Annotated in this window: 20 protein-coding genes and 1 pseudogene; 11 read left to right on the plus strand and 10 right to left on the minus strand. The window is 43.4% G+C overall.

The window, feature by feature from the left end; translation table 11 throughout:
• Positions 1–84: 84 nt before the first annotated feature.
• Positions 85–1,647: a sigma-70 family RNA polymerase sigma factor gene (locus tag ACXHJ1_RS07140; protein ID WP_457905837.1), complete on the plus strand. Its 1,563-nt coding sequence runs from the start codon at positions 85–87 to the stop codon at positions 1,645–1,647.
• Between the two features lie 137 nt (positions 1,648–1,784).
• Here the strand turns inward: ACXHJ1_RS07140 and ACXHJ1_RS07145 are convergent, their stop codons facing one another.
• Complete coding sequence (locus tag ACXHJ1_RS07145) at positions 1,785–2,141, minus strand: hypothetical protein (RefSeq protein WP_016822501.1); 357 nt, start codon at positions 2,139–2,141, stop codon at positions 1,785–1,787.
• Between the two features lie 543 nt (positions 2,142–2,684).
• Here ACXHJ1_RS07145 and ACXHJ1_RS07150 point away from each other — a divergent pair.
• From ACXHJ1_RS07150 to ACXHJ1_RS07160, 3 genes are all read left to right on the plus strand, one after another.
• The gene (locus ACXHJ1_RS07150) at positions 2,685–4,184 is read left to right on the plus strand and encodes a malate:quinone oxidoreductase (protein WP_457905838.1); all 1,500 of its coding nucleotides are present in this window, start codon (positions 2,685–2,687) and stop codon (positions 4,182–4,184) included.
• A gap of 364 nt (positions 4,185–4,548) precedes the next feature.
• Positions 4,549–5,127 carry a TetR/AcrR family transcriptional regulator gene (locus ACXHJ1_RS07155; protein ID WP_016822504.1) on the plus strand — a complete coding sequence of 193 codons (579 nt, stop codon included), beginning with the start codon at positions 4,549–4,551 and terminating at the stop codon, positions 5,125–5,127.
• Positions 5,128–5,206: 79 nt separating this feature from the next.
• Positions 5,207–5,917, plus strand: coding sequence for an SDR family oxidoreductase (locus ACXHJ1_RS07160; RefSeq protein WP_016822505.1), 711 nt, complete (start codon positions 5,207–5,209; stop codon positions 5,915–5,917).
• A 115-nt stretch (positions 5,918–6,032) separates the two neighbouring features.
• Here the strand turns inward: ACXHJ1_RS07160 and ACXHJ1_RS07165 are convergent, their stop codons facing one another.
• Positions 6,033–7,100, minus strand: a complete 1,068-nt coding sequence (locus ACXHJ1_RS07165) for a DUF4367 domain-containing protein (protein ID WP_457905839.1) — start codon at positions 7,098–7,100, stop codon at positions 6,033–6,035.
• Complete coding sequence (locus ACXHJ1_RS07170; RefSeq protein ID WP_107733660.1) at positions 7,061–7,651, minus strand: RNA polymerase sigma factor; 591 nt, start codon at positions 7,649–7,651, stop codon at positions 7,061–7,063. Before ACXHJ1_RS07170 ends, ACXHJ1_RS07165 begins: the two co-directional genes overlap by 40 nt.
• A gap of 241 nt (positions 7,652–7,892) precedes the next feature.
• On the opposite strand from ACXHJ1_RS07170, the gene ACXHJ1_RS07175 reads away from it, so the two are divergent.
• Positions 7,893–8,972 (plus strand): elongation factor G, encoded by a 1,080-nt coding sequence (locus ACXHJ1_RS07175; RefSeq protein ID WP_243208174.1) that lies wholly within the window; start codon positions 7,893–7,895, stop codon positions 8,970–8,972.
• A 62-nt stretch (positions 8,973–9,034) separates the two neighbouring features.
• Here the strand turns inward: ACXHJ1_RS07175 and ACXHJ1_RS07180 are convergent, their stop codons facing one another.
• Positions 9,035–10,480 (minus strand): DEAD/DEAH box helicase, encoded by a 1,446-nt coding sequence (locus ACXHJ1_RS07180; RefSeq protein WP_457905840.1) that lies wholly within the window; start codon positions 10,478–10,480, stop codon positions 9,035–9,037.
• Positions 10,481–10,765: 285 nt separating this feature from the next.
• Here ACXHJ1_RS07180 and ACXHJ1_RS07185 point away from each other — a divergent pair, with 285 nt between their 5' ends.
• Positions 10,766–11,176 (plus strand): YjdF family protein, encoded by a 411-nt coding sequence (locus ACXHJ1_RS07185; protein ID WP_016822512.1) that lies wholly within the window; start codon positions 10,766–10,768, stop codon positions 11,174–11,176.
• Positions 11,177–11,321: 145 nt separating this feature from the next.
• Here ACXHJ1_RS07185 and ACXHJ1_RS07190 read toward each other — a convergent pair.
• A pseudogene (locus tag ACXHJ1_RS07190) lies at positions 11,322–11,429 on the minus strand (TetR/AcrR family transcriptional regulator); the annotation flags it as partial.
• A 149-nt stretch (positions 11,430–11,578) separates the two neighbouring features.
• Between ACXHJ1_RS07190 and ACXHJ1_RS07195 the strand changes: the two are divergent.
• From ACXHJ1_RS07195 to ACXHJ1_RS07205, 3 genes are all read left to right on the plus strand, one after another.
• The gene (locus ACXHJ1_RS07195) at positions 11,579–12,535 is read left to right on the plus strand and encodes an endo-1,4-beta-xylanase (protein WP_013373834.1); all 957 of its coding nucleotides are present in this window, start codon (positions 11,579–11,581) and stop codon (positions 12,533–12,535) included.
• 188 nt (positions 12,536–12,723) lie between these two features.
• Positions 12,724–13,275: a TetR/AcrR family transcriptional regulator gene (locus ACXHJ1_RS07200; protein ID WP_016324912.1), complete on the plus strand. Its 552-nt coding sequence runs from the start codon at positions 12,724–12,726 to the stop codon at positions 13,273–13,275.
• Positions 13,275–13,646: a DMT family transporter gene (locus tag ACXHJ1_RS07205; protein WP_017426039.1), complete on the plus strand. Its 372-nt coding sequence runs from the start codon at positions 13,275–13,277 to the stop codon at positions 13,644–13,646. The genes ACXHJ1_RS07200 and ACXHJ1_RS07205 overlap by 1 nt, the downstream gene beginning before the upstream one ends.
• A 107-nt stretch (positions 13,647–13,753) precedes the next feature.
• Here the strand turns inward: ACXHJ1_RS07205 and ACXHJ1_RS07210 are convergent, their stop codons facing one another.
• Genes ACXHJ1_RS07210 through ACXHJ1_RS07220 form a run of 3 tightly spaced genes read right to left on the minus strand, consistent with a single transcriptional unit; the run spans position 13,754 to position 17,389 of the window.
• Positions 13,754–15,100: a GntP family permease gene (locus ACXHJ1_RS07210; protein ID WP_457905841.1), complete on the minus strand. Its 1,347-nt coding sequence runs from the start codon at positions 15,098–15,100 to the stop codon at positions 13,754–13,756.
• A gap of 26 nt (positions 15,101–15,126) precedes the next feature.
• Positions 15,127–16,665 (minus strand): gluconokinase, encoded by a 1,539-nt coding sequence (gene gntK / locus ACXHJ1_RS07215; protein WP_457905842.1) that lies wholly within the window; start codon positions 16,663–16,665, stop codon positions 15,127–15,129.
• Complete coding sequence (locus tag ACXHJ1_RS07220) at positions 16,658–17,389, minus strand: GntR family transcriptional regulator (RefSeq protein ID WP_457905843.1); 732 nt, start codon at positions 17,387–17,389, stop codon at positions 16,658–16,660. The genes gntK and ACXHJ1_RS07220 overlap by 8 nt, the downstream gene beginning before the upstream one ends.
• A 214-nt stretch (positions 17,390–17,603) precedes the next feature.
• On the opposite strand from ACXHJ1_RS07220, the gene ACXHJ1_RS07225 reads away from it, so the two are divergent.
• Both ACXHJ1_RS07225 and ACXHJ1_RS07230 read left to right on the plus strand, forming a co-directional pair.
• Positions 17,604–18,899 (plus strand): GntP family permease, encoded by a 1,296-nt coding sequence (locus tag ACXHJ1_RS07225; protein ID WP_016822522.1) that lies wholly within the window; start codon positions 17,604–17,606, stop codon positions 18,897–18,899.
• Positions 18,900–18,920: 21 nt separating this feature from the next.
• On the plus strand, positions 18,921–20,063 hold the full coding sequence (locus ACXHJ1_RS07230) for a glycerate kinase family protein (protein WP_457905844.1): 1,143 nt from the start codon (positions 18,921–18,923) through the stop codon (positions 20,061–20,063).
• A 175-nt stretch (positions 20,064–20,238) separates the two neighbouring features.
• Here the strand turns inward: ACXHJ1_RS07230 and ACXHJ1_RS07235 are convergent, their stop codons facing one another.
• On the minus strand, positions 20,239–21,234 hold the full coding sequence (locus ACXHJ1_RS07235; RefSeq protein WP_049828229.1) for a CdaR family transcriptional regulator: 996 nt from the start codon (positions 21,232–21,234) through the stop codon (positions 20,239–20,241).
• A 277-nt stretch (positions 21,235–21,511) separates the two neighbouring features.
• A complete protein-coding gene (locus tag ACXHJ1_RS07240; RefSeq protein ID WP_457905845.1) occupies positions 21,512–22,630 on the minus strand; it encodes an RDD family protein in 1,119 nt (372 codons plus the stop codon).
• Positions 22,631–22,667: the final 37 nt, after the last annotated feature.

The following is a 22,667-nucleotide window of genomic DNA, read 5'->3' on the forward strand; positions in this document are numbered from 1 at the left end:
ACGATAGTTTAATTAGACAAAGTAACCATTTGCAGCCTTACCGGCACTTATATATAGAATTTACATACAGAGGAGGTGCAAGAGGTGCAGCGTTGGATTGAGGAAGCCCGGCTAGGCGATCAAATCGCATGGGAGCAAATTGTACAGCATTTCAGTGGGATGGCTTTTTCAGTAGCATATACGAGGTTGGGGGATTGGGGTCTGGTTGAGGATACAGTTCAGGAGGCGTTCGCTGAAGCTTTTGCCAATCTCCATAAATTACAGGAAGCAGAGGCGTTCCCTGGATGGTTCAAGATCATTGTCGAACGTCAATGTCATCGTCTTCTACGCCGGAAGAAGCCCACGATGATGCCGTTGGACGAAACTATAGTCATGGATGTAGAGAAATTTGATGTGGAGCTTATCGCTGAAAGAAGGGAATGGCACCAAAAGCTTCATCAATCCGTCGAGGGTTTATCTGACAAGTTGAAACTGGCGGTTCAGCTGTACTATTTTCAAGGGTATTCAATCGGTGAAATATCAAGCTATCTATGTGTATCTCCATCCGTGCTGAAAAAACGATTGTTCGATGCCCGCAATAAGCTGAGAGCCTCGCTGCTTGTCAGCGACTTTGTATCCATGTTTAACGATATTTACGAAGGAGGGGAATCGGTGCTACATATAGTCAACGGAGACCATGTTGGTGACAAGCTGAGGAAAGGGAACATTCGCGGAGATATCCTGGTCTGGAGAGAGGTGTATCCGGTAGGTCCGGTTTTCCTTGAAATGGGCGAGCCCTCATCTAGAGCAGCAAGAGTGGAATATTTGGAGAGAACTCTCGGGATTCCAGCAGAAGAATATGTATCCAATTGCGAGGCTCAGGAGCAGACTCTGCATAACTTTCATAAGTACGACGAAGTCGTGCTATGGTTTGAGCACGATTTGTTCGACCAGCTGATGCTAAGTTACTTGTTGTACTGGTTTTCAATGCAAACCCTAGGCCAAACCAAACTGAGCTTGCTGTGCATCGGCAACTACCCAGGTATTGAACCGTTTAGGGGCTTGGGACAGCTTACAACGAAGCAGTTAGAAAAATTGTCAGGCACGTGGCAGCAGATTGGCCAGCAGGAGCTTGAGATGGGCAAAAGAATCTGGGAAGCATATGCCTCCCCGGATATAACGCGGTATATTGATATTTTGCACGAAGACACATCTGCCCTGCCTTTTGCTCATGCGGCACTTGAACTGCACCTATCTCGTCTACCTTCTACCGTCAATGGGCTGGGCATCGTAGAGCAGACAACTTTGGAACTCATCCAGCAAGGAGTAAATACTCCACATGAATTGTTTAAGCAGATCGGGAACCGAATAAGTGGTTTGGGCATGGGTGATTTGGAATTTTGGTACCGTTTGAGGAATATGTCGGAGCAACCACATGCACTATTGGAGATTCAAGGTCGCCACTCATTTCCTGATCATCAAAAGAAAACAACTCCATTCTTTGAGCAATGCGTTGTTGCATTAACGGAAGTAGGGAGGAATACAGTGGCGGGAGTACATGACTGGGTGAAGATAAAGGGAATAGACGAGTGCTATGGTGGTTTATGGCTACAAGGTGATTTGGCATGGCGTTGGGATTCAGAGGGAAAGCAGTTGGTGTATACGTAACTTATCCTAAATAACAGCAAGTTCTCTATAAAGTGACTAAGAGTGAGGCATGAAAAATGAGGTGTCTTTCCATAACAAATAGGCCATTCCTTCGGGGAAGGCCTTTTGCTTGATTTAGAATGTGGAACAGGCTTAGTTCATATCAAAAGTCCAGTCACATCCTGATACCCCATACTAACCAACAATTCATTACCATTTAGCTCATGCACTTTCTTCACTGTCACATCTAACTCCATATCAAGTATATACTGCAACACTTCAGCAACATACTTAGGTTGGTTCAGATTAATAGAATATTGTTTACCCTCTTTCATCACACGTAATCCCTCATTCAAAGGGCTACCAGTGACAATTGTATCTTTAGTAGTAAACTGAATTATAAATTTTATATCTTTATTTTCAGAAATAATAGTCAACTTGGATCTACAGTAAATATCTCTGACTGTTTTATAACTCCACAAGTACGTATTCCCACTAACTACTATTTTCCTCATAGCACTCTAGTCCCCATTCCTACAAGGTTTACAGAATCATTACAGATTCTGCTTCTTCAGCATTTCAGTCCGAAAACCGTTCTTCCCTGACAAAAGAAAATATTCCAACAATAGCCCAGGTCATGGGGGATCTTCGCCTTATGTCCCTTATTTTACTTGATTTCTATGCATTGTACAGTTTGCGTACAGTCCCAAGATGGATCGCGCATTAATTCTTGAAATCCTACATAACAATTCCTGGTTATTCATATACATAAACTGTTGATTTAATTATTGGGAAGCTGTATTCCACGAGAGTAACAAAATCAGCTATGTTTCTTATAAAAAGCTGAGTTCAATTTTTATTTTCGCAAGAAAATTCTCACTTTTTAGCAGAAATGATTTATAATTATCAGATAAAAGTAGATATAATTTTTAAATGATTATATTTAAGTTATAATGGAGATAGAAAAGGTATGTTCCTGAGTGGAGCCTTGCTTCTTGAGTCAGTTAAGCAGGAGGGCCTGCTCTTTTTTGCAAATATAAGAGATAAGGAAGGTTTTTATGAATAGTATTCAGAAAAATACAGACGTTATCTTAATTGGTGCCGGAGTCATGAGCGCGACTTTGGGATCATTGCTGAAAGAGTTAGCACCGGAATGGGAAATTAAAGTGTTTGAGAAACTGGCAAGTGCAGGAGAAGAAAGCTCTAACGAATGGAATAATGCAGGCACGGGTCATGCTGCACTGTGCGAGCTGAACTACACATCCGAAAAAGCGGACGGATCTGTAGATATTCGTAAAGCGGTTAATATCAACGAACAGTTTCAGCTCTCAAGACAGTTTTGGTCTTTTCTTGTCAACAGTAATTTGATTCGTAATCCACAGGACTTTATCAGGCCCATACCCCATATGAGTTTAGTAATGGGTGAAAAAAACGTATCTTTTTTAAAAAAGCGCTTTAAAGCGCTTTCAAGTGTTTCGCTATTTCAAGGCATGGAATTTTCCGATGACCCTGAAAAGCTGAAGGAATGGATTCCGCTAATTATGGAAGGTCGTACATTGAATGAACCGATTGCGGCAACCAAAATCGACTCTGGAACAGATGTCAACTTTGGTGCTTTAACACGCATGTTGTTTGACCATTTAAAAAGCAAAAACGTCGAGATTAAATACAAGCATAGTGTAAAGGATATTAAACGTGCGAGTGATGGCTCGTGGAAAGTCAAAGTGCATAATCTGGATAACGGAAAAATCGAATATCATACTGCCAAATTCGTTTTTATCGGTGGTGGGGGCGGAAGTCTACCTTTACTCCAAAGAACTGGCATTCCTGAGTCCAAATATATCGGGGGATTCCCGGTAAGTGGACTATTTATGGTATGTAACAATTCTAAAGTGGTCGCCCAGCATCATGCAAAAGTATACGGTAAAGCGAAGGTCGGTGCTCCACCTATGTCTGTCCCGCATCTGGATACTAGATACATCGGTAACCAAAAAGCGCTGCTGTTTGGACCGTTTGCCGGCTTCTCACCAAAGTTCCTGAAAACGGGTTCAAATCTGGACCTGATTGGTTCCGTAAAACCCAATAACCTCATCACGATGTTGGCGGCAGGGGCAAAAGAGATGGCATTGACCAAATACCTGATTCAGCAAGTGATGTTATCGAATGAAAAGCGCCTGGAGGAATTACGCGAGTTTATTCCCAACGCCAAAATTGAGGACTGGGATATCGTGGTAGCAGGTCAGCGTGTGCAGGTGATCAAAGATACAGAGGGCGGTAAAGGAACCCTTCAATTTGGTACGGAAGTGGTTAGTTCCGCTGACGGCTCGGTGGCTGCATTGCTCGGTGCTTCTCCGGGGGCTTCTACTGCTGTCCACGTTATGCTGGAGGTATTAGAGAAATGCTTCCCACAACATATGGAAAAATGGAAACCAAAAATAAAAGAGATGATTCCTTCTTATGGATTGTCGTTAGCGGAAAGCCCAGAGCTTTACCAACAGATCCACAATACCACTACAGAGGTGCTGGGTCTGGGCGAAAAAGAACCGCTGCATCGTTAATTTTACATGGCTAGTAACTCGATCATCCAAATATTTATAAAATACAAAGTAATCTTACGATACGTATTCAAGTCGCATAAGCAACAACGTGAAGCGGTGGGAAGCTCCCACCGCTAAAATGCTTGCTTACGAGTGCAAAACTTTGTAATCCTTCTGTGTTTATTGGTATTTGCTATAGTGATTACAGTAATCATGGAGCGGGCTATAAAGGGGGAAAAGTAATTCTTTACCGATCGTTCCCGATATGTTAGGATAAAGCCAGACAGAGAAGAAAGACATATCAGCGACCAATGTAGAACGATCGTTTCCAAAAGGTCATGCAAATTAATCCAAACCTATTCTAAGTGGTCAGGGGGTAGCTACGATGGCCAGGAGCAAAGAATTTGAGGAAAACGTTGTTCTGGAAAAAGCTATGAAGCTGTTCTGGGAGCAGGGGTATGAGAAAACCTCGATGAATGATCTTGTCGAGCACATGGGGATCCATCGAAGAAGTATCTATGATACTTTTACCGACAAGCACACCCTGTTTCTTAAAGTGATGGACCGATTCGGAGAGCGAGTTAGTGGTAGATGGTCGGCAGGGATCAAGCAATCCCAGACGGCTAAGCAGGCACTTCAGTTCATTTTCGACTTTATCATTAATGGTGAAGAGGACGTACCGCCCGGTTGCATGTTCGTGAATTCGGCTGTCGAATTAGCAGCTCGGGATGAGGAGATTGATGCGATAGCGACGAAGGCCTTTGCAAAATCGGAGGAGCTGCTTGCAGAAATCGTAACGTGGGGACAGCAAAACGGCGAATTCACACAGCAGTACGAAGCGAAGGAATTGGCTGAGTATCTGCAAAATGCCTTAGCGGGACTGAGGGTGATGGTGCGGACTTCCGTTCCGAAAGAAAAGCTGCAACGGATAGCCGAGTTAAATCTACGTATTTTAGAGACATAGACGATACACGAAAACAAATTTTTTTCGTGTTATTAGAACGATCATTCTCAATTTTATAAAAATGAGGAGGAAATAAATCATGACAAACAAAATCGCGTTAATTACCGGAGCAAGCAAAGGAATCGGACTGGAGATTGCCAGACAATTGGGGCGGCAAGGGATAACGGTATTGGTTGCTGCGCGCACAAAAACAGCAGCAGATGAAGCAGCGGCCGGGCTATTGCAAGATGGCATTCAGGCAGTCGGCGTGAAGCTGGAGGTTACGAATTCTGCACATATCGCGGAATTGGCGCAATTCATTGAGAAGACTTACGGTCGGCTGGACATTTTGGTCAACAATGCAGGCATTTTGGCAGAAAAAGCGGGTTATGACGGGGATGCTTTCAGAGATACTTTTGAGGTGAACACATTCGCACCCTATTTGATTACAGAAGCACTGTTGCCATTACTGTTAAAGAGCGAAGCAGGCAGAATCGTCAACCAAAGCAGCGCTATAGGCTCGATTCAGTTCCAACTTTCCAATGAACGGGTGCAGCGGCTTGCTACCCCGGCTTATGCCGCATCTAAAGCTGCTTTGAATATGCTGACGGCCTACTGGGCGCAAAAAAACAGTGGGACGCATCTGAAGGTTAACTCCGTACACCCCGGCTTGGTCAAAACGCAGATGGGTGGGGAAAAGGCGGAACTGTCGGTGGAGGATGGAGCAAAAACGGCGGTCCGACTGGCGACCCTGCCAGAGGATGGTCCAACAGGCGGATTCTATTACATGGATGATCAGCTTCCGTGGTAAAGCGTTGATTATGGTGTATGCGGTAGTGGTTTGTGAGGAAAGGTATAGGGACTATTCTTTAAAAAGAGACTACCCTTGGCGAAGGGCAGTCTCTTTTTAAATCTTACCGTTGCAGCTATTGTGGTGAACCATTAAGCAAATCTTCGGCTATTTTAACCAAATCTTCTTTGGTCAGCGGGCTGTCTTGGTTATCGGATATGTTGTAGTGTAAATGTCTTTTTTCATCGAGCCATCCCAGTCGGTTTTTTCCTGCTTCCAAGGGCTTGCTTGCTTCACTTGCCCTGATGTAATAGACCTTGGTTCCTTTGATTGTCACTTGCTCAGCCGAATCCTGTTCATTTTGCATGATGGTCGTCTTCGTGACTTCAGGAGTGTATTTGGTGACGGTAATGTTTACATAGTCGTTTCCTCTCGCATACCGGGCAAAGGAGGAGTCTGACTTGTCCCAGCTTAGCTTTTGAATAAACAGATTTTCACCCTCCGGTGCAGCTTTGGCCTGTTGCATCAGTTGATCGGTTAAAGCGCGATATTCCTTTTTATCCATCATTCCAGGATATGCAGCGACTGGATAGACGTATCCAAATTCAAACTGATAGCCATCCGGTAGGTGAGTAGGGTTGTTGAATAAAGGAGCCTCAGTCCGCTTGATTTCATCTTGTAAGCTGTTGAAACTTGAAAGTTCAGCCGGTTTGTACGCAAACAGGACCGGATTAGATAGGTTGTTTTGATTCATGGAATCGTCTTTGACGTAATAAGCAGCATATTCTCCTGGTTGCAAACGGCGCTTCACCTCTTCGTTCCACCGTTCGTAGGTGGAGGTATACGTTTTGGAGGCGTCCGTTTCGGTAGGTGTTTTGGCGGTATTTAATACAACGGCGCCCTTACTGTTGCGGAACTCAAGATATTGTGAAGCTGCGTATCCGGTCACAGAGGCCCCTACTACAAAAAGCAAAATCATGATGGGGACAGTCAAGCGAGGCTGAAAATGGATTTTTCCGATATTTCCTTTTTTGGGCATCGCCTTTTGGTAGACCTGTTCCATCACTTTGTCAGAGACGTCAAAAGCCTGAATTTTCAAAGCGTTCTCTGGCTCGGTTAGCTTGTCCATGTTTTTTAATCCCCTGTCTTGCAGATCGGTGTATTTCAGGCTTTGTTTTTGAATTCTGTCTTGTAACTCACGCATTTGTGGTCCTCCTTTAGGGGCTCCATTATTTTTTTGAGCTTTGTTTTTGTCCTGCCGTATTTTTTCTTGATAGCGTCCTCGCTTTTGTTCATGATTTCCCCGATTTCTCCAAACGTTTTTTCTTCAAAAATGCGCAGCACCAGCAGGTTACGCTCCTCCGCGTTCAGTTGCTTCAACGCTCGGCTCAGCGGTTCACTGAAAAGCTGACGTTCCATAACCTGCGCTGCACTGTCTGAAGTCATGTCAGCTGAGGTGAACAGGGTAAGTTTAAATTTGCGCTGTAGATTCTTCCTGCGAATCAGGTTCAGGCAGTGATGATAGGCCATTTTATACAGCCATGAGGAAAAGCCCACTGTCGGCTTGTACCTGCTGATTTTCTCAAAAGCATTGACGAAAATATCCTGCACAGCCTCTTCTGCCTCCTGCTCACTTCCTAATAGCCTCCAGCAGTACACAAAAATCTGACGCTGATACTCCTTTACAATGTAGGCGTAATCCTGGATTTCGCCGGCTTGAACTCGTTTGATTCTGTATTCGATGTCCTCATTCAAGGATTTAGGCACCCCCTCTGATCAAAAAGCAAACTATATCTGTATAACAAACGAAGATGACCAAAAGGGACACCTTGTCTAAAATTTTTTTAAGTGTTCTAGCGACTCTTTAAGAGAATACGATAAAGCAGAACAATTATCACCCACGTAGTTAGTTTTATAGAGTTAAAGGTATATTGTGGAAGTGGGGGGATGGTAAAATGAAATTAAGAATTGATAAGAAGGAGGTCTACGGTTTCTAATGAATGAAAGTGCTAAGAAATATAATTTTGATCGTGTGATGCTTTACCTTCATGATCAAATGAAGCTGCTGCCTAACCTGGAATCAAAATACATTGGATTAACCATGCCATTTCCTCGACAAGCTGCACTACGGAATAGGATGATTGAGAGTATTGAGACATTGATAGCACACGATGAGGACGTTTGTATTGCTGTTCATTTTAATCAATCTGATGCTGGGGCTATTGAATATGAGAACATAATTTTTATAGGAATGGATTACTTGCATCTCAAGAGAATTGCTAATTTTATGAATAGACAAGACGTTAACCTGAATATCAAAGACACCTGCATACTTTATAGAGAATGTACTGCTGACTTAAACATAAATTTGAAAGGCAATCATTCCAGAATAACAAGTTTGAATGACCTCTTTGCAGGAGTCGAAATTCATATTGATCGTTTAAAGGCTGGAATGGGATATCGATATGAAAATATACAAGTGAATGAAGATATTATTCATTATTGCTGTCATAAAGATGATGAGGAAGGTAAGGAGCTTGGATACCAATTATTCGTAAAATCGTTAGATTACTTTTCCAAGAAATTGTTAGCTGAAGGATTTGTATTAGGGTATCCTGCTGTAGATTCTAAAATTAAAATAATGAAGGCCTCTTGTTCAATGTGTTTTTATCGAGATTATTATTACATTAGTGGAGCACATATATCACTCAAAACCGCCATGCAGCAAGCAGATTGGCAAATATGCGAACCATTGATGCAGGCCCATATGATCTGTAACAAGCTATATTTTGAAGAGAACTCCTTTTTTAGAGGGGTAGAAAATCTATGTATACTCGAGGACGAAGATGATTATAAGTTATCGTTTAAATCTAGACTTTCCACAATCATTGATATTCTAGAAGAGATGTATAACCATAAAAAAGATATTTCAGACTTCCATCTACAATTGGACAGCTATGTGCCAGTTGAAGGTGTTACTCAGTTAAAAGAGAAATTCAAAGTCATTTATAATATCGCTAAATGGAAAGATGAATTAGAGGAGCAAGAGATGAACTCGGCCATCCCGCCTGTATAGCTTACAAAAACCTTCGGCTGTTCTGGACGGGATGGCCTCACTCTTTTTATGCAGCGTACCTTCTACTTATGCCCTTTGCGTACCTTTAACAGCTTGCCCTTTACGGTCGTATTCTTCATAATTTCAAGCACCAGTGGGCCCTTGCCATTCAGAATCTCAACATCTGTCACATTATCCAGAATCGTAATGATCCCGATATCATCTGCCGTTACCCCGTCAAGCTTAGCGATGGTACCCACAAAATCGACAGCTCTAAGTTTTTTCTTCTTACCGCCGTTAAAATTGAGCTTCATAATCTGTTGGTTTAATTGCTCGCGCTTGTCGTTTTTGAGGACAGTTTTTACATGTAGATTCCGCTCGAAATCTTCTCTGCGGAGATCTACAGCCTCTTTTGAGGGGGCTTTTACTTGCGGAATTGCAAATCCAATATATGCTTCAATATCAGCTAATCGGTTGCTGTCTTTAGGAGTGATTAGAGTAATGGCTTTCCCCGTTTTGCCAGCACGTCCTGTACGGCCTGTACGATGAACATAGCTTTCCTTTTCAAGGGGAATATCGTAGTTGATGACATGGGTGATATTTGTGATATCAATCCCTCTGGCGGCTACATCCGTTGCGACCAAGTAACGAAATTGTCCCCTTCTGAATGCGTTCATTACCTCAAATCGCTCATCCTGCTCCATGCCGCCATGAATGCGATCACATGGATATTCGAGGTCAGCCAATGCTCTGAATAGTGTATCTACATGCTCTTGCGTACGGCAGAAAATGATGCAGCTGTCAGGGTTCTCAACAATGAGCAGATCCTGTAGCAGAGCCAGCTTGTCTGCCTCTCGCACCTGAATAAGAGAGTGATCAATCGTGGCTGTGGTTACACCCGTCGCCTTAATCTCAATTTCCGCAGGATCGTTCATATATTTACGTGATAGTTTGGCTACATCTTCGGGATAAGTAGCGGAAAACAACATCGTAACCCGGTCACTAGGCAACGCCTGAATAATCGACTGAACCTGCTCGATAAAGCCCATATTCAGCATCTCATCAGCTTCATCAATCACGAGATAGGCAATTCGATTTAAGGATAGCGTGCCTCGTTCAATGTGATCCAGTACACGTCCGGGCGTACCTACAGCCACATGTGTTCTTTGTTTTAGCTCGGCCTTTTGTATATGAAAAGGATGTTTCCCATAAAGGGGCGTTGCTTTGATCCGCTTAAAGCGTCCAATATTCGTGATGTCTTCAGTAACCTGTAATGCGAGTTCACGAGTTGGTGTCAGGATTAAAGCTTGGGGCTTATTCTCATTCCAATCTACTAGCTCACAAAGTGAAATACCATATGCTGCTGTTTTGCCGCTGCCTGTTTGCGATTTGGCCACAAGATCCTTCTTCGCAAGCGCAACGGGAATAACCTCCGTTTGAATCTCTGTTGGCGTCTCATAGCCCAAGCTATTCAGAGCCCTCACAATTTCTTCACTTAATGGATAATCTGCAAAATGCTTCTGACTCATTCTCAACCTCTTCTGCGCTGTATTTAAGTACCATTACATATATCATGTCATCGTGTATCGAACTTATACTCATCTAGTATACTCTATATCCAGATTCGCTCTAATACATATTAGCGATTAACTTGCTGTTTTCCAGTAAGGCAACTATACTTTTTCTGAGACGAAAAAACACAGTCTGGTTGGTAGTCCAGACGCATGGACGACTCTATATTAGCAAGAGTGCCATGTCAGTAACCTTCCCCCTCGGGATGTCCATCGTTTCGATTTAAAATGAGGGGGATTCAAATGAAGCTTACGATTTATCATGATGGACAGTATTGGGTTGGAGTCGTGGAGGAGCAGGACCAAGGGAAATTGAAGGCAGCCAGGTACATTTTTGGTACAGAGCCTAAAGACGAAGAAATTCTCCATTTTATCCGTGAGGAAATGTGTGAACTTGTTAGTCGGCTGTCACAAGAGGTGGCTGTAAAGGGGTCTGAAACGAAGAAGATCAATCCAAAGCGGCTAGCAAGGCAGGCAGCGTATGAATTAAGGCGAAAGGGAGTCTCTTCCAACGCACAAGAGGCCTTAAAGTTAGAGTATGAGAAGCGTAAGTTGGAGAAACGTACTTACTCCAAACAACAAAAGGAATCTATGAAGGCACGGATAAGGGAATTAAAGGAGAAAAAAGCGAAAGAAAAACATCGTGGACATTAATAAAACCTCCATCCTTATCCGCAATTGTAATGCATGTTTTATATCAACATATGTGAAAACATGTGTTACGCACAGAGGGCACCCGACTGGGTGCCCTTTAAACTGTCTTATAGAGATTGTTATCCGCTAAAAGAATCCATTCAACTTACTTAAGCAGTGTCAGTGTTACCTCTACTGTATTATCAATAAATGATCGTTCTGGACGAGACTTTATCATGACGGTTAGACCAATTAACGATACAACTAATGCCTGCTGCCCTGCAATGATGTAAGATTTTTCGGGTTAATTCTATACTTTCACATGTAGCAGAAAACGACTATTCATTCTTATAATTGGAAATATAAGCGCTTAAATATTAAGGGATGAGTATTATCAAACTATACGTGTGAGGAGGAGATTTTATGTTAAGAACTAAAGTGGGCAAGCTGGTGAGCAGTTTGGCGTTGGCGGGTGTGTTGTTATCATCTGTTCTGGTCAACCAGGCTGATGCTGGCCTGGCAAATGGAAGCAAATTTCTGGGGAATATCATTGCGGGCAGTGTCCCTCCTAGTTACGGGACATACTGGAATCAAGTGACGCCGGAGAACTCGACTAAGTGGGAATCGGTTGAAGGCAGTCGTAACAACATGAACTGGTCGCAGGCGGATACCGCCTACAATTATGCCCGTAGCAATGGTTTCCCGTTCAAGTTCCATACGTTGGTATGGGGTGCCCAGGAGCCAGGATGGGTTAAAGGACTGTCGGCTGCTGATCAGAAAGCGGAAGTGACTCAGTGGATTAAAGCAGCAGGTCAACGCTATCCGAATGCGGCGTTTGTAGATGTGGTGAATGAGCCGTTGCATCAGAAGCCGTCCTACCGCAATGCCATTGGTGGTGACGGGTCGACCGGATGGGATTGGGTCATATGGTCGTTTCAACAGGCTAGACAAGCTTTCCCGAATGCCAAACTGCATATAAATGATTATGGTATTATCAACGACCCTTCTTTAGCCGACCAATATGTCAATATTATTAATCAGCTCAAGAGTAGAGGCCTGATTGACGGTATTGGCATTCAATGCCACCATTTCAGTATGGACAACGTCTCAGTCAACACGATGAATACTGTACTAAATAAGCTGTCGGCGACCGGGTTACCGATCTATGTGTCGGAACTGGATATAACTGGGGATGATAACACCCAACTTGCCAGATACAAAGAGAAGTTTCCAGTCCTTTGGCAAAACCCCTCAGTGAAGGGAGTTACGCTTTGGGGGTATATCCAAGGACAAACTTGGAAAGATGGTACACATCTGCTGAACTCTAACGGCACGGAACGCCCTGCGCTCCAATGGCTGAGACAGTATCTGAAGAGATAAGCTATAGGTGGCACTTAAAACCCAACAGATGCGGACTTTTGCTAAATATCCGGGCTGGGTAGTTGTTTATTTAAAGAAGTCTTGGCTGAAATGTTACACGCCCAAGGCTTCTTTTTATTTAGCTTAAACGTATCTTTTGATTGAAATAAAACCGTCTGGACGGTATAGTAAAATGGGTGGTGATCAGAATGAATACAACTAAAAAAACATTAAAAAGAGAATTAATCCTTAAAGCAGCTTCTATAATTGTACAAGAAGAAGGAGTAGAAAAATTAACGTTAGAAGCGGTGGCTAAGAAGGCGGGAGTAAGTAAGGGAGGATTGCTTTACCATTTTCCGAATAAAGATGAATTGATTCTGGGGATGGTTGAACAGCTATCGACCAGCTTTATCACCGAATTTAATGAAAGGGCAGAAAACGATACACATTCCCAAGGTAGATGGACTCGTGCTTATATGAATACGTCATTTTCCGGGGATCAGGACGCAAGTGACCTATTTACCGCTCTCTCGGCAGCACAATTTACGAACCCTCAAATGCTCAAGCTGCTTCAGGATGAGTATGCAAATATCCAAAATAAAATCGAAAACGACGAATTGGACCCGGTCCGTTCTACGATTGTCCGATTAGCTATAGACGGTTTGTGGTTTGCCGAAATGTTCGGACTCGCTCTTCCCAATGAAGAATTGAAGCAAAAAATTATAGAAGAATTAAAGACATATATAAAGGAGAATGAATGATGGCTTATTTTTTCTTGGCAATCTCTATTGCTAGTGAGCTTATTGGTACTTCAATGCTTAAAGCTTCAGAAGGTTTTACGAGACTGTATCCGACTCTATTCACGATTGTCGCGTTTGTAATCTCTTTCTTCTTTATTTCACTAACCCTCAAGACACTTCCTCTTAATATGACGTATGCCATTTGGTCAGGGGTGGGGGCTGTTGCTACAACGGTGATTTCAGTATTGATTTGGAAGGAGAAAATCAATACAGGGAGTATGGTAGGGATTGCTTTAATTGTTATTGGCGTGGTGGTATTGAACCTATTTGGTGCAGGACATGGTGAGGCCAAAGGAACAACAGAAGCAACCAGTTCAATCGTCCAAAAATGAAAAAGTATAATATCACTCCAGTTTGTAAAGAGGCGGTAGATCCTCACTTATCGACTTAGAGATTCTAAGAAAGATAGGTGGGGGATCTACCGCCCTGAAATCATGGTTTATACGAATAAACTTAGTATTAAGATGAATCCTAATCCGGCTACAGAAATAATGGTCTCAAGCAATGTCCATGTGGCAAAGGTTTCTTTCATGCTTAAACCAAAATACTCTTTAAACATCCAGAACCCGGCATCGTTAACATGTGAAGCTATTAAGCTACCCGCTCCCGTGGCAAGCACGACTAAAGCAAGATTAACGTCAGATTGTCCTAACATCGGAATCACTAAACCAGCGGTTGTTAAGGCTGCAACAGTTGCAGAACCCAGGGAAATACGTAAGATTGCAGCGATGATCCAGGCTAGCAGAATTGGTGATAATGTAGTTCCATTGAATAAATCGGCTACATAGTCACCTACGCCGCCATTAATCAGTACTTGTTTGAAGGCTCCGCCTCCCCCAATGATCAAGAGCATCATCCCAATATGAGTAATAGCCGTTGTACAAGATGCCATTACATCTTTGATTGGAATTTTTCTTGCGATCCCCATGGTGTAAACGGCAACCAGTAAGGAAATCAACATGGAAGTGGATGCATCACCAATAAATCGGATCGCGGCCAGTAAACTATTATCTTCAAACCCCATTGTTTTTTGAAGCAAAGTAATAATCGTAGCAATCGACATTAAGATGACAGGAAGCATTGCCGTAAATACACTGATTCCGAATCCAGGAGTTTCCTCAGACTTAAATACTTTTTGTTCTCCTAAAGAAGCAATATTACCGGTTTTCGTAAATGAGGCAGGTACGAGTTTTTTGGCAAGCTTCGTAAATACAGGGCCAGCCAAAATGACGGTTGGAACAGCAATAATGAAGCCATAAAGTAAAACCTCACCCAGGTTCGCGCCATATTCACCAGCAATAACGGTTGGTCCTGGATGTGGGGGTAAGAAACCGTGTGTTACGGATAAAGCAGAGACCATCGGAATACCGAGATATAAGATAGAAACCTTTAATTCTTTTGAAATGGCAAATACAATTGGAATTAACAATACTAATCCTACTTCAAAAAATAACGCAATCCCGATAATGAATGAAGCAGCTACGACCGCCCATTGAATATTTTTTTCACCAAATTTGTCAACGAGGGTCATGGCAATTCTTTGGGCACCACCAGAATCCGCGATCAACTTCCCTAACATCGCTCCGAGTCCAAAGATTAACGCTAAGTGACCCAATGTTCCGCCCAATCCAGCTTCAATGGTTTTGACAATTTCCTCTAATGGCATTCCAAGGGCTAAGGCTACACCGAACGATACAATGATTAAGGAAATGAAGGTGTTTAATTTGAAGCCCATGATTAAAACGAGTAATGCTAAAATTCCAATCCCTACAACGACTAATGGCATTGTAATTACCCCCTGTATTTATCCTTTTAGTGTTTAATTAAGCCTCTTTGGTAATGAGCAATCCGTGTATAATCTTCTTCCAATACTCTGGATAGGTTAATGAAAATCGGTAGCAACTTCCTATATTCCTTGGTTGCTTCTTCTTTGGGTGCATGTTTGTTGGTACTGCCAATCATTTCAGAAACCACTTCAAATGATTGGATTTTTCCAGCGGCATACAAGCCTAAAATACAAGCTCCTAGACAAGAACTTTCGTAGCTTTCTGGAACGACGACTTCAGATGCGAATATATCAGACATCATTTGCCGCCAAACATCTGACCTTGCAAAGCCTCCTGTAGCTTGGATTCGGGTCACGGGACCATCCATGCATTCGGTTAGGGCCAAAAATACGGTGTATAAATTGTAAATGACTCCTTCCAAGGCTGCGCGAATCATATGTTCTTTCTTATGCGACATCGTTAAACCGAAGAATGAGCCACGTACGTCTGGATTCCATAAGGGTGCACGTTCACCAGCTAGGTAGGGATGGAATAACAATCCATCAGACCCGGGCCTTACGCGTTCAGCAATTTTGGTTAACACATCATATGGATCAATTCCTAGTCGTTTCGCTGTTTCTACTTCTGATGAGGCAAGCTCGTCACGAATCCAGCGAAGAACCATCCCGCCATTGTTTACCGGTCCGCCAATGACCCAGTGCTTTTCCGTTAAGGCATAACAAAATATTCTTCCCTTTTCATCTGTTTGCGGCTTGTCTATGATGGTTCGAATGGCACCGCTTGTCCCAATAGTGACGGCAACTTCGCCTTTTCGTATCGCATTGACACCTAGATTAGAGAGAACTCCATCGCTGGCCCCAATGACAAATGGTGTTTGTGGATCGATCCCCATCTTTTTTGCTAAATCTGAATTACAGTCGGTAAATATTTTGGTTGTGGGCACGAGCTCAGATAGTTGAGAAGGGGTTATACCCGCAATTTTTAAGGCTTCTTCATCCCAATCCAGCTTTTCGAGATTCATCATGCCCATGGCTGAAGCCAGGGAATAATCAACAACATATAAATCAAAGAATTTTTTGAAAATGTATTCTTTAATTCCGATATATTTTTTAACTTTGATAGCGATTTCAGGAAGGTCATTCACAATCCAAGCTATTTTAGTTAAGGGTGACATGGGGTGAATGGGTGTTCCTGTTCGTCTGTAGACCTCTTGGCCGTTCAACTCCTCTTTTATTTGATGTGCCCACGCTTCACTGCGATTATCTGCCCAAGTGATACAAGGCGTAAGTGGTTGATCATGTTCATCCATGGCAATGACACTGTGCATGGCACTGCTAAATGAAACAAACGATAGTTTTTTTTGTGAGTGATGTTTCATGATATTCGAAGTCGCTTGTAGGACTGCTTGAAAAATCTCCTCAGGATTTTGTTCAGCTGTCGCTATATCTGGTGTATAAAGCGGGTACCCGATATTTTCTTGTTGGATGACTTCACCTTTTTCACTGAATAAAACGGCTTTCGTACTGGTGGTTCCGATATCTATACCTAACATGTAGTTAGTCATTTTGTGGCACGACTCCTTTGGACAGCAGTTGTTGGGACATCCATAAGTCTTCTACTTTACCTTGAACATCATCAAAGTTTTCATGTAAAGACTTAATCATAAGTTCTCTATCTTTTGCCTGGATTGCTTCAATATAAAGCTCATGATTTGATACAATCCGTGTAAAGTCTTCATACTTTTCTTTGAAGCGCATACGCATCGACAACAGAATGAGACTTTCCATCACGGGCTTTAGGTTATTCCAGATCATCAGGATGTATGAATGATTAACTGCACGAATAATCGTTTCATGGAACAAGACATCTTGATATGAAAACTCATCGGCATCACTATATTTGACTGCGACTTTCATCATTTCGAGTATTTTACTAAGTTCCTTTGCTAAATCATGAGTGTCCATCTTTATAAGACGTTCAAATACGAAGGATTCTATAAGTAGACGAACATCATAAATTTCTTCTATTTCTTTCTCTGATAGACCAATAACGACCGCACCCATTCTTTCGAGTCGGATGATATTTTCGGAGGCCAGTATTTTTAACGCTTCACGAATAGGTGAGCGACTTACAGCAAAATCAGCAGCTAATTTATTTTCAGATAGTATGGTACCGCTTTCAATTGCGCCAGAAATGATGCGCATTCTAAGCTCGGATGTTACACGATCCCCAGCAGAGGCTTTAAGAAGCCATTTGGAGGGATATAGGAATTCACTGGACAGAACCATAAATTCACCTTCTCATTAATCAAGTATACTTGTATACAAGTATTATAATCTAAAATTTTAAATTTGCAAGCGTATTCATTAAATTGATTTTGTAAGCCTGTTCGGTCCTTTTTGTGCAAATGCACAATCAATTTCGTCTGTTCTTCAATATAATTCACACACTGCAATCGATATAATGAAAGCGTAATCAAAAATTGCCCGGGGGGTTAGACAGATGGAAGGGTTAACGATCAGTTGGATAGGAGCTCTAGCAGGGCTGGCTATTGCAATTATTTTGATATTGAGAAAGCTGAATCCGGTTTACGCTTTATTTTTGGGAGCTATTGTAGGCGCTTTATTGGGCGGAGCCAATCTGGAGCAGACGATCAGCGTGCTAATTAGTGGTACGCAGAGCGTGATGGGGACGGTCATTCGTGTGCTCGCGGCAGGTGTATTGGCAGGCGTGATGATGGAGTCTGGGGCAGCGGAGACAATTGCACAGGCTATTGTAAAGAAGTTTGGTGGCAGTAAAGCGATCCTTGCACTAGCGTTAGCGACGATGATTATTACAGCAGTAGGCGTATTTATTCCCGTGGCCGTGCTCATTGTGGCACCTATTGCCTTGTCGGTTGGGAACAAAATGGGGATTTCCAAGCTGGCTCTTCTGCTGGCCTTGTCTGGAGGCGGAAAGGCGGGGAACATTATCTCTCCGAATCCCAATACGATTGCGGCGGCGCGTGGGTTTAATCTGGATTTAAGCCACGTTATGTTGGCGGGTGTGGTACCTGCGATATGCGGATTAATCATGACGGTTCTGGTGGCGTCTATGTTGAAAAACAAGGGCGTGAAGGTATCCGAACAGGATATTATGGATAGTGATGTCGATACGTCGAAGTACCCAGCATTGGGACGGGCGATTGTAGCCCCGGTGGTAGCCGTTATTTTGCTGATGATTAACCCGATTGGTTCCATCTCTGGCATTGAAGCACTGTCGAACTTCAAGGTCGACGCGATGTACATTTTGCCGATCGCCGGGATTGTAGGTATGCTGGCCATGGGACAAGGGCGCAATATCCTGAAATATTCGGCTTCCGGTTTGAATAAAATGACGGCAACCGTGCTTATCTTGATCGGTGCAGGTGGGATTGCGGGTCTGATTTCTGCGTCTAATTTATCTGCTCAGGTAGTTGGCTTGATTGAAGCTTCGGGAGTTTCTGGCACATTTTTGGCACCGCTTGCAGGGATTCTGATGGCGGCCGCCACAGCATCGACTTCAACTGGCGTTATTTTGGCGACTGGCTCGTTTGGGGAAGCCATTCTGAACATGGGGACAGCCCCGTTAGCTGCCGCTGTGATGGTGCATACAGGAGCTACCGTCATTGATTCCTTACCACAGGGCAACTATTTCCACGTTACGGCAGACAGCATGAAAATGAGCATTAAGCAACGGATGGGATTAATCCCTTATGAAGCTATTGTGGGCGGGACTATGGCGATTGTAGCAACCATATTGTATGGATTCATACTTTAATATTCACGATGGGGTGACAAAATGAGAGAGAAAACATTTGTACTGGCACCGGATTCTTTTAAAGAAAGCATGACGGCAAAGGAAGTGTGCATTGCAATGGAGAAAGGATTGCGCAAGGTCTATCCGACAGCCCATTATGTCCATGTTCCGATGGCAGACGGTGGTGAAGGAACAGTGCAGTCACTGGTGGATGCGACAGGCGGGCAGCTTCGTTACATGGAGGTGACAGGACCGCTTGGAGAACCTGTAAAAGCGGCATATGGCTTGCTGGGAGACGGCACCACTGCGGCAATCGAAATGGCATCTGCCAGCGGAATCCATCTGGTTAATAAGGACAATAAAAACCCGTTAAAGACAACAACCTATGGTACGGGTGAGTTAATACGTGAGTGTCTGAACCAGGGAATTCGAAAAATTATCATCGGCATTGGCGGAAGTGCGACGAATGATGGCGGTACAGGTATGGCGGAAGCGCTGGGGGCTAGATTTCTGGATGCGGCAGGCAATACTCTTCCACGCGGCGGCGGCAGTTTGGGCGAGCTGGACAGCATTGATATTTCATCATTGGATGACCGCCTGCAGCAGGTACAATTGATTGTAGCCTGTGATGTAACAAATCCGTTGTGTGGGGAGCATGGGGCATCTCGTGTATTCGGCCCACAAAAAGGGGCAACCCCGGAAATGGTGCAGCAATTGGATGCTAATCTTGCCCATTATGCGGATGTGGTGAAGCAGCAGCTGGACAAGGATGTGCGCGATCTTCCAGGCGCGGGTGCAGCAGGCGGATTAGGTGCCGGGTTATTGATTTTTACTCAGGCGACGCTGCAAAAAGGCATTGAAATTGTGATTGAATACACCGATTTAAAACAGAAACTCGCCACGGCCGATATCGTATTGACGGGAGAAGGCGGCATTGATTTTCAGACCAAATTCGGTAAAACTCCGTACGGAGTAGCTCAGGCAGCCAAACAATCGGGCAAGAAGGTCATTGCGGTTGCAGGTTATATCGGGGAAGGGATCGACACGCTATACAAGGAAGGAATAGATGCGGTGTTTGGCATCGTGCCGGGAGCTTCGGAGCTGGGTAAGTTGCTGGCCGAAGGGCCACAAAACGTAGAGCGCACATGCGAGAATATCGCAAGAGTGCTTCAAATCAGTGAGTAATGATCGGATTGATAGGCGAGGAACATAAAACGGCATAATATAATTACAATGGAATACGAGCGCTCGCCTGTAACCCCGGTTTTCTTTAGCCAACTGAGATTGGTGGAGAAATTCGGGAGTGACGGCGAGCGAAAATAGGATATAATCGCAGCATGTTCTGGCGTGATCCGGTTGTTCATTGATACAGCGCCAATAAGCCGTGCGTAAGTTCAAAAAGCTGAAGGAGATTCCGGGGATCTTTGCCAGTTAAGGTATGGATGCGCTTCAAACGGTATTGCAGTGTATTCCGGTGAATGTTTAATTCATCTGCGGTGAAGGAGACACTGCCATTATGATTAATAAAGCTCCGCAGCGTATCCAGCAAATCCACGGTATCTTCCAGCTTGCTGACCAGGTGGATTGTGTTAGTCAGGTTGGTTTGGCTTAATTTGACCAAGAATTCGACTTCTGCAAAAGAGACAATCTGCACAGGTGGACGCAGAGCTAGTACAACATTCATAGCGGACTTGGCTTGCATATAAACATCCGCAATGCTGTGCTCTTGTCTGCTGATGGCAATCAGCACATCAGGATGGCTGCGTACAAGTGGTTCCAGTAGCTTGGTCGTTGGTTCCTGATTTTGCATCAGGATGAGATAACTGTCTTCCTCCATACGAAAGGATGGATGCTGCATGAATATATTGGATAATTCGGCGAAATGAGCAGGATCGGAAGGAAGATGCTTTACATATACGGCCGAAGTTTTGAGAAGCAAATCAATGTGATATTGAGCAGCTTCTTTTTTTATTTTTTGGGTATAGGCTCCCTGATGATTTAACAGCATTTCCAGTACGGATTTTTTGCGGTTGGCCTCATGGGCCAAGTGCTCCAAGGAAATACGCTGTTCAATCAGGAGAGACACCGTAGTTTTAACAATGTTGCAAAAAGGACGAACTTCGTCAGGATTGCCTGAAATACCAATGACACCGACTAGCTCATGATGAATGACTATCGGTTCATTGGTTCCTTTTTTCTCGTAATGTCCGTCCTGCCACACTTCAATCATTTTCCCGGTTTCGAGCGCCTGAACAGCCCCTTGGTGAATGGTTCCGATTCGTTCACTCTCGCCGCTGCCAATGATGATGCCTCGTTCATTCATAATATTGATATTGTATGGAATATCCTTCATCATTTTGTCTACGATGTCTTGGGCTTGTCTTTCGGAGAGCGGAAACAGATCAGGATTCCTCCTTTATCTAGTGATGTAAGGTGTTTTACTGTATCACATTAATTGAAAGGGCTTTCAAATCGTTGTGCATCTGAACAATATAATAAAACAGGGCGCCGAACATGTCAGCCTATTTTATCATAGATATCAAGAATAGTTGTATGCGAAAAAACAGGGCTCCGAGGAGCACCTGTCTTTTGCGTCTTATTCTTTCATCATTCGTCCTGGTCCGTCACGCTGTCTAAGGTCGAACCTCACGAAAGCTATAGGTAATATCATGAATTTCTTTCTTTAAACGGCTATATTTTGATGCAGGCGTATACCCGATGATCTGGTAGAAATTATTATCAGTCTCAATAATGGCTACATGGGTGACATAATGGTTTATATCTTTCTGCCCTTTAATCGTGAACTGAGTGGCAGGATATCCTTGAATCGTGGTGTTGGATGAAGGTCCTACCGTAGAGAGATTAAACTCTTTGGTCATGTTGTTTTGAATTTTCTTTGTGTAGTACTGGCGCGTTACATTACCCAATTTCTCCTTCGAATTGGATCGTACGATAACAGACTTTTCAATGTAGGGATTGAATATCGCAATATCTGCTTTTCCTTCCCGGTCCGGGTCTGTTGACCAATCTAACGGAGCGGAGATCTGAACATGTCCATCTCTACTTACAAAACTCTGCTCCTGCTTGCTTACCGGAGCTTCACTGGACTTGTAACTGTTTGCCAGTACAAAAATAGCATTTACAAACGAGGCTCCCAAGATCACCATTGCGGTAAAAAATATGAAGAGCGACCGTCTCATTGTCCTTTTGCTAATCGGCTCCAAGTCCCGCACCTTTACCACATATGTACCTGCAGCTAAATCACCAATTCGTTGTCTAGAGGCAGTTACTAACACGCTGATACCAGCAGGTAGTGAACCCATTAGCAATGGATTGGTGTCTATTAACCTGAGCAGCGTACGAATGAGTGATTTAAGAAAACCAGGAGGTCTTCCTTCTCGGGTAACCACCTTAATACGAAAAACGAATTTGCCAAGCGTATAGCCTGTGTAACCTTCCAAGAGCAAATAATAGCAGAAGAAAGCTATAATCAGAATGCAACGGGAAGCAATCGCTAAGGGCAACAACCATCTGTCTGTTATCTGAATGACCGAGATAAAGAAACAAATATACCCGATTATAAAAAATATAAAATCAAAAAGGGTTGCTCCCCAACGTCTAAACAAAATAGACGAACCGTAGGTTTTTGATATTTCGGCCATTCTGTTTGTTTCCCCATAGTTTTGCCCATGCCGAATGTACTTCTCTCTTGCTGCTACTTGTGAATTCTGTGGTATGTGCTGGTCTTCCAAATCGTACACCTCATTTTAATAATCCATAATTTAAAAA

It is taken from the genome of Paenibacillus sp. ALE2 (genome assembly GCF_054113385.1).